Origin of the sequence: uncultured Senegalimassilia sp. (assembly GCF_934636665.1) — a bacterium.
GTDB lineage: Bacteria > Actinomycetota > Coriobacteriia > Coriobacteriales > Eggerthellaceae > Senegalimassilia.
Map to the genome: position 1 here is coordinate 47,237 of NZ_CAKUAT010000018.1, position 6,680 is coordinate 53,916.

The following is a 6,680-nucleotide window of genomic DNA, read 5'->3' on the forward strand; positions in this document are numbered from 1 at the left end:
CCGCGGAAATAGCAAGCCACATGCCGGGGCCGCCCCAAACGTGCTGCGGGCGGAGATGCGTCCGCGCCATCAGGCGAAACGCGAACAACGTCGGCGGGGGTAAGCGGAAGCGCAGTCAGCGAGCAGCTCCCGGGGGCATCCTGCGCCCGCTGTGGAACGTCACTCACAAAGACCCACATAAAACCGCGTTTATTGCAGAAAGAAGTGCTCTCGGAACATTGCATGCGAAGATGTAGGGGGCATAACAGTATTTTTACAACACGATATTTATTCTCGTGTATTATTGCGAGATGGAAAACAAGCCGATGGCACGTTTTTCGCACCATGTCGGGGCCACCGCATCGCAAAAGATGTCGTGCCACCGACACTGCGGCGAAACCCCATCAGCGCGTTTTCCGTAGGCCGGCACGCCCTAGGCGCGACGGTCTGCACCATACCAGGGTGCCCTGAACAACATCGCGTTCGATGTTCGTTGGCGCCAGGGGAATGAATGCGTTTTCCAACAGCCACCTGCCGCACCATGGCGGGCTGGCGCAGCCATCCCAAAATTCATGAAGCCAAGCGGAAAGGGGCGGCCCATGTGGTACGTCGTGCAAGTTGAGACCGGCCGCGAGAAGACGGCATGCGATGACATCAAGCAGGCAGCCGAAGACGTGCTGGACGAATGCTTCGTCCCGCAGTACCTGACCGGCAAAAGGCGACCCGATGGCACCTGGATTCCTTCGAAGGAGCGCTTGTTCCCCGGCTACCTGATCTGCGTAACGTCGCAGGTAGACGAGCTGGCCGACAAGCTGCGCCGCGTGAGGAACCTCACCAAGATTCTGGGAAACGACAACGCATTCATCCCCCTGACCGAAGACGAACGAGCGTGGGTGCAAAAGGTCACCCAAAAAGACCAGCGAACCGTCGGGGAATCCGTGGGCTACATGGAAGACGGCAAGCTGGTGATCGTGGAGGGCCCGCTTAGGGGCAGGGAAGACTGGGTGCGCAAGGTGAATCATCGCAAGCGCCTAGCGTATCTGGAAATGCCGATGGGTGGCCGCACCGTGCGAGCCCAAGCAGGCCTGCAAATGGTCAGCAAAACCCAAGGCAAACTTTTGGATAGGGAAAAGTGGAGATAGTAGTTTTTAGACAAGCTAAGGAGCGGAATGGTCTTTGTGGCTCGCTATCCACGATGGGTTGCGGTGAGCCGCTGCTCAGAAGTGTTGCATTTGATTTGAAGATTCAAGAGTATAATGCCGGTTTTTTCGCATTGGCGGTAGCTTAGTGGCCAACGGAGACATTACGGACCCTGCGTTCGCGGGGCCGTCGGGAGACGCCGCAGCATCGTCTGAGGTAGCGCACGCCCGTATCGCCACGCCAGTCGAGGGCTGCCCGGCTCCTGTGTCTGATTATGGGGCATCGGGGACCTACAAGGCCCCTGCTCCCGACCCGACGGTCGGCGCGCCGAAGAAGGGCGGGGCGGGGTATCTCGCTTTCAAGCGCGTTTTCGACGTTGTCTTCAGCGCTGGGGTATGCATCATCCTGGCCATCCCTGTTGCAGCCGCATGTGCCGCCATCTGCATTGACTCGCCGGGCAAGCCCTTCTTCCGTCAGGAGCGCATAGGTCAGGGCGGGAAGAGAATCTACATCTTCAAGTTGCGCACGATGGTCTCCGACGCCCACGAGCACCCCGAGAAGTACATGACACCCGTGCAGTTGGAGACCTGGAAGAGGGAGCAGAAGCTCGACGACGACCCGCGCATCACGCGCGTGGGCCGCATCCTGCGCCGCACGTCTCTGGACGAGTTGCCACAGTTCATCAATGTGCTCACGGGTGACTTGTCGGTCATTGGCCCAAGGCCGGTGACGCTCGAAGAGACGTACGAATTCGGTAATGCGCGCGATGAAGTTTTGGCTTGCAAACCGGGTATTACGGGTTGGTGGGCCGTTACAGATCGAAACGATTCTACTTGGAGCGGTGGAGTACGTCAGGCTCGCGAGCTTTTTTACGTGCGCCATATGAGCTTCGGACTGGATGCCCGGGTGTTCGCAAAGACCTTCAAAGCAATGTTTATGGGACGGTAGACGATGGGCAGTTACGTCCCCTCTACAGATAGGGAAACAGATTTGAGCTTGAATTCAAATTGTTGCGTGTGTGCCGGCATTGTTACTTATAACCCCGACTTGATTCGTCTCGATCAGAATATTTCGTCTATTGCCGACCAAGTTGACAAGGTCTTCGTTGTGGACAATGGGTCTGGGAATGTTTCGGATATTGTGGATTATTGCGAATCTGAGCCCCGAGTTTGTCTGGTGCGCAATTCCGAGAACAAGGGGATTGCGGCCGCTTTGAACCAGCTGTTCGTTTTAGGCAAGGACCGTGGCTATTCGTATGTACTCACGCTTGACCAGGACAGCGTTAGCATGCCTGGAATGGTCGATGCGCTTTTTCAACACGCAGGTAAAGGCGTCGGCATCGTCGCCCCGCAGGTAATCGACAGAAACAAGGAGGACATCGAAGATGCAAGCCGTCTGCTTGACGGTAGGGTGTTCCAGGTTGCGCAAGCGGCGAGGAAGGGGATTTTGACGTCTGGCTCCCTCACTAGTGTGCAAGCATGGGGGTATGTTGGTGGCTTCGACGAAAACTTCTTTATCGACTACGTGGACTATGACTTTAATAAGCGACTCCTTCTCGAGGGCTATACGCTTTTGCGGGCCGGAGACGCAGGCTTGATTCACGAATGTGGCAAGGCCACGCCGACATGGCTTCGCACACCGCGCAAAGGACAGGATGGGACCTGGAGTCTTGAGCGCTTTTACTCGTTTGGGCATTCGTCCTTTCGCTGCTACTACAAAGCGCGTAACAGAATTCTTTACAGCAAGAAGTACAAGGGGCTGCCGGGCTCCAGGCAGTTCGAGGGGTCCGTTCAGATTATCCCTCAGATTTTCCTTACGCTTCTTTTCGAGGACGGCAAGAGAGGTAAGTTGGCCGCCTTCCTTCGCGGTATCCACGACGGCAGGAAGGCCGAGCAGCCGCGATACGTTTTGAGGGCGAAGTAATGCGTAAGCGGGTACTTTTTATCCTTTCCTCAGCCAACGAGGACAGCGGGGCGGCCAACGTGTGGAAAAGCGTAGTCGGATTGATGCCGAAGAGGGGTATTGAGCCGATTGTCGTCTTGCCTAGGGCCGGGGGCTTGAAGGAACACTTCGAATCCGCAGGCATAATCGTTTGGGTAATGCCCTTTTTTTGGTGGGTCAAGCCGATTTCGGGCAGGAGACTTACTGGGAAAGAGGAGATTCATGCGCTCATTCGCCCTATCGAGTCCATCCTAAACGGTTTTGCCGAGCGCAGGATAGCCCGCCTATGCGACGAAGATGGGATTGATCTCGTCTACATTTTCGACGGCGTCATAGGCTGCGGCGCCAAAGCTGCAGATTCAAAAGGGATTCCATATGTATTTCACTTACAGGAACTTTTGAGGGAAGATCTCGGTTACGAGCTCGCCGATCCGAGTGACGCCATCCCCGTTCTTGAGGGAGCGAGTCGATTTGTCGCCATATCTGAACCCGTCAAAACGGCGTGGTCGCATCTCGCCACCACACCCTGCAGCGTCATCTATAACGGCCTTCCGGGCGGGGATGAGCGCACAATGCCGATTCGGAGCGACCTTCTTTCCAGGGAAACGGTCGAGCTGGTCCTTGTGGGCAATATCGCCCCTCACAAGGGACAGCTGGTCGCCATTGAGGCTGCGGCCACGCTTCGCCACAAGCTCGGGCCTAGAAACTTTGTCTTGAGCCTTTATGGGAAGGTGCAAGACAGGAAGTACGCATCGCTGCTCCAAGCCAAAATTGACGAGTATGGATTGTCGGGGGTTGTTCGAATAAAAGGCTTTTGCGACAACGTTGAGGCGGTTTTCTCGGCTGCCGATATAGCGCTTGTGTGCAGCAGGGCGGAAGCATTTGGTCTTGTGACCATTGAGGCAATGCGGGAAGGCTGCCTAGTCGTGGGAGCTGATTCGGGGGCGACCGCCGAGCTGCTTTCTGGAGATCGGGGAATTCTTTTCTCGAGCGGATCAAGCGACGACCTTGCGGATGCTCTCCAGTCCGCTTTTGGAGACCCGATGCGCGTCCGTCGCACTGCTGAGAGAGGACAAGCGTTTGCTAGAACACTCACGGCGGAGCGACAGGCGGATCAGGTTGCCTCCTTGGTACACGAGGTGGTGGGACAATGAGCGGCTCAACCGTCCGCGAGAGAGGCTACACCGGTGAGCGTCTGTATCTTGTCGCTCTCGTGTTCTGGGGCCTTTCCCTGCTCATCACGCTTTCCTCTTCACTGCAGCATGCCTTGCCTACCGCGGCTCATCTCAAGAATCCTCTCATGGCTGGCTGCGCGTTTCTTCTCTTCATTAAGATTGTTGGTTTTCAGCGCTTTACCCATAAAGAAGCGCTCGCAGCTCTCCTCATCCTATTTACGGGAACCATGTGCTCTCTTGCCTCGCGGGATGCGATGCCCATTGTGATTGCGGCCTTTGTTGCATCTAGCGAGGGCGTGAGACTGAAGAGCGTCGTAAAGGTCGTTTTCTCCTATGTCGTGTTCGCCATTGTCGTCTCGAGCATATCGACCTTATTCTTTGGCGGGGGCGGCCTTTACAGATACGACATCCAGGGCTTGAAGAGTCTGGCCTTGGGATTTAACTCCAAGAACACGCTCGGTGGTTATCTTCTTTCCATTGTCGCGTGCATAACATATTTGCTCGAGGGCAAGAGGCGAAAAACGGCAACTGTGCTAACTGCCGTCATCCTCGTTCTCGACTATGGGTTTGTCAACTCAAGGACGTCAGCTCTTATAGTGTTGCTAATTCTTGCCTATCAGTTGGCAATCAAGAAGGATGCGGTCCCCATGCGAGGGCTTGGCTTCTCGAAGGCTTGGTTCATCGCTGTTTTTCTGGCCGTTGTGGTGGTCAGCGTCGGCGTATGCGTCTGCTATACAAGCCAAGACCCTTTGCTTGTTGCTACGGATGACTTGTTCTCCAACCGTCTCAGCCTTGCCCATTACTTCTTCGACGACTATGGGTTAACGCTTTTTGGGCAGGAGGTCGATTTCAGAAGCCTGAGCGGTTATTTCATCGAAACATCGTTCTATGCGATAGATAACGCATATTGCCATTTTTTAATCACGTACGGAATCATTCCTTTTCTGCTTCTTGTTGCCGCCAATCTGATGGTTCTGGCCAGGGGTGAGAGTGTTGTCTCGCGCACGGCGGTGGTGCTCTTCCTTTGCTTCTCACTATATGGTGCGTGCGAATGCCTCAGCTACTATCCGCAGATCAACCCCTTTTTCTCAATTATTGGAATGGTGATTTTCTCGGATTCCGGGAAGCAACTGTGTACGGTTTCGTCTTCGGGCGCTTCAGAGGCACGGTCGCTGGCTTTCCGTTATGGGAAGGGCGATCCGGCTAATTCGGGTAGCTATATAAAATCCAGAGAGGAATAATTATATGAAGGGAATCATTCTCGCGGGAGGTAGCGGCACGCGCCTGTACCCGCTGACGTCGGTCACGAGCAAGCAGCTGCTGCCAGTATACGATAAGCCGATGATTTACTATCCGCTGAGCACTCTGATGCTCGCGGGCATTCGCGACATCCTGATCATCTCCACGCCCAACGACCTTCCCAACTTCGAGCGCCTTCTGGGCAATGGCAGCCAGTTCGGCGTCAAGCTGTCCTACGCCGAGCAACCATCTCCTGACGGGCTGGCGCAGGCCTTCGTAATCGGCGAGGAGTTCATCGCTGGGGAGCCCTGCGCGCTGGTGCTGGGCGACAACATCTTCTACGGAAACGGCCTCAGCCGCCACCTGCGTCGCGCGGTGCAGAAGGCCGAGAGGGACGGCGGCGCTACCGTGTTCGGCTACCACGTGGACGACCCCGAGCGCTTCGGCGTGGTGGAATTCGACGAGGGCTTCAACGCCGTGAGCATCGAGGAGAAGCCCGAGCACCCGAGGAGCAGCTACGCGGTGACGGGCCTGTACTTCTACGACTCTCGCGTGTGCGAGATGGCCAAGCAGGTGAAGCCCTCTGCGCGAGGGGAATTGGAAATCACGACCCTGAACCAGATGTACCTGGAGGACGGCACGCTCTCCGTGGTGACCCTGGGGAGGGGCTACGCATGGCTGGACACCGGCACGATGGAGAGCCTTTACGAGGCTGGTGAATTCGTGCGCTCGGTTGAGCGTGCGCAGGATTTGCCCGTGTCGGTCCCGGAGGAAATCGCTTACGAGAACGGCTGGATCGACAAGGAAACCTTGGCTGCCGCCGCAGAGCGCTACGGCAAAAGCGTTTATGGCCAGCATCTCAAGGCAGTGGCCTCGGGCCTTATTTCTTCCAAGGAGGACTAGGGTATGGCTGAGACCTTTGAGCCCAAAAGCATCATCGTCACGGGTGGCTGCGGCTTCATCGGCAGCAATTTCGTGCACCATGTGGTGCGGGAGCACCCCGATGTGCACGTGACCGTGCTCGACAAGCTGACCTACGCGGGCAACCGCGAGAACATCGCGGGGCTGCCCACCGACCGCGTGGAGCTCGTGGTCGGCGACATCTGCGATGCCGAGCTGCTCGACAGGATCGTCCCCGGCCACGACGCCATCGTCCACTACGCCGCCGAGTCCCACAACGACAACTCCATCGCAGACCCCGAGCCC

7 protein-coding genes are annotated in these 6,680 nt (G+C 56.6%); all 7 read left to right on the top strand.

The window, feature by feature from the left end:
- Positions 1 to 578 precede the first annotated feature (578 nt).
- Entirely contained in the window at positions 579 to 1,121 is a 543-nt protein-coding gene (loaP, locus tag Q0G75_RS07930; RefSeq protein ID WP_294416499.1) for an antiterminator LoaP, read from the top strand.
- Between the two features lie 262 nt (positions 1,122 to 1,383).
- The gene (locus Q0G75_RS07935) at positions 1,384 to 2,067 is read left to right on the top strand and encodes a sugar transferase (RefSeq protein WP_294416497.1); all 684 of its coding nucleotides are present in this window, start codon (positions 1,384 to 1,386) and stop codon (positions 2,065 to 2,067) included.
- A gap of 3 nt (positions 2,068 to 2,070) precedes the next feature.
- Positions 2,071 to 3,042 carry a glycosyltransferase family 2 protein gene (locus tag Q0G75_RS07940; RefSeq protein WP_294416496.1) on the top strand — a complete coding sequence of 324 codons (972 nt, stop codon included), beginning with the start codon at positions 2,071 to 2,073 and terminating at the stop codon, positions 3,040 to 3,042.
- Positions 3,042 to 4,214, top strand: coding sequence for a glycosyltransferase family 4 protein (locus Q0G75_RS07945; protein WP_294416495.1), 1,173 nt, complete (start codon positions 3,042 to 3,044; stop codon positions 4,212 to 4,214). The genes Q0G75_RS07940 and Q0G75_RS07945 overlap by 1 nt, the downstream gene beginning before the upstream one ends.
- Positions 4,211 to 5,476, top strand: a complete 1,266-nt coding sequence (locus Q0G75_RS07950) for a hypothetical protein (protein ID WP_294416493.1) — start codon at positions 4,211 to 4,213, stop codon at positions 5,474 to 5,476. The genes Q0G75_RS07945 and Q0G75_RS07950 overlap by 4 nt, the downstream gene beginning before the upstream one ends.
- Before the next feature lie 4 nt (positions 5,477 to 5,480).
- A complete protein-coding gene (gene rfbA / locus Q0G75_RS07955) occupies positions 5,481 to 6,377 on the top strand; it encodes a glucose-1-phosphate thymidylyltransferase RfbA (protein WP_294416492.1) in 897 nt (298 codons plus the stop codon).
- A 3-nt stretch (positions 6,378 to 6,380) separates the two neighbouring features.
- Positions 6,381 to 6,680, top strand: a 300-nt coding sequence (locus Q0G75_RS07960; protein ID WP_294416491.1) for a GDP-mannose 4,6-dehydratase, incomplete at its 3' end; no start/stop codon positions are given.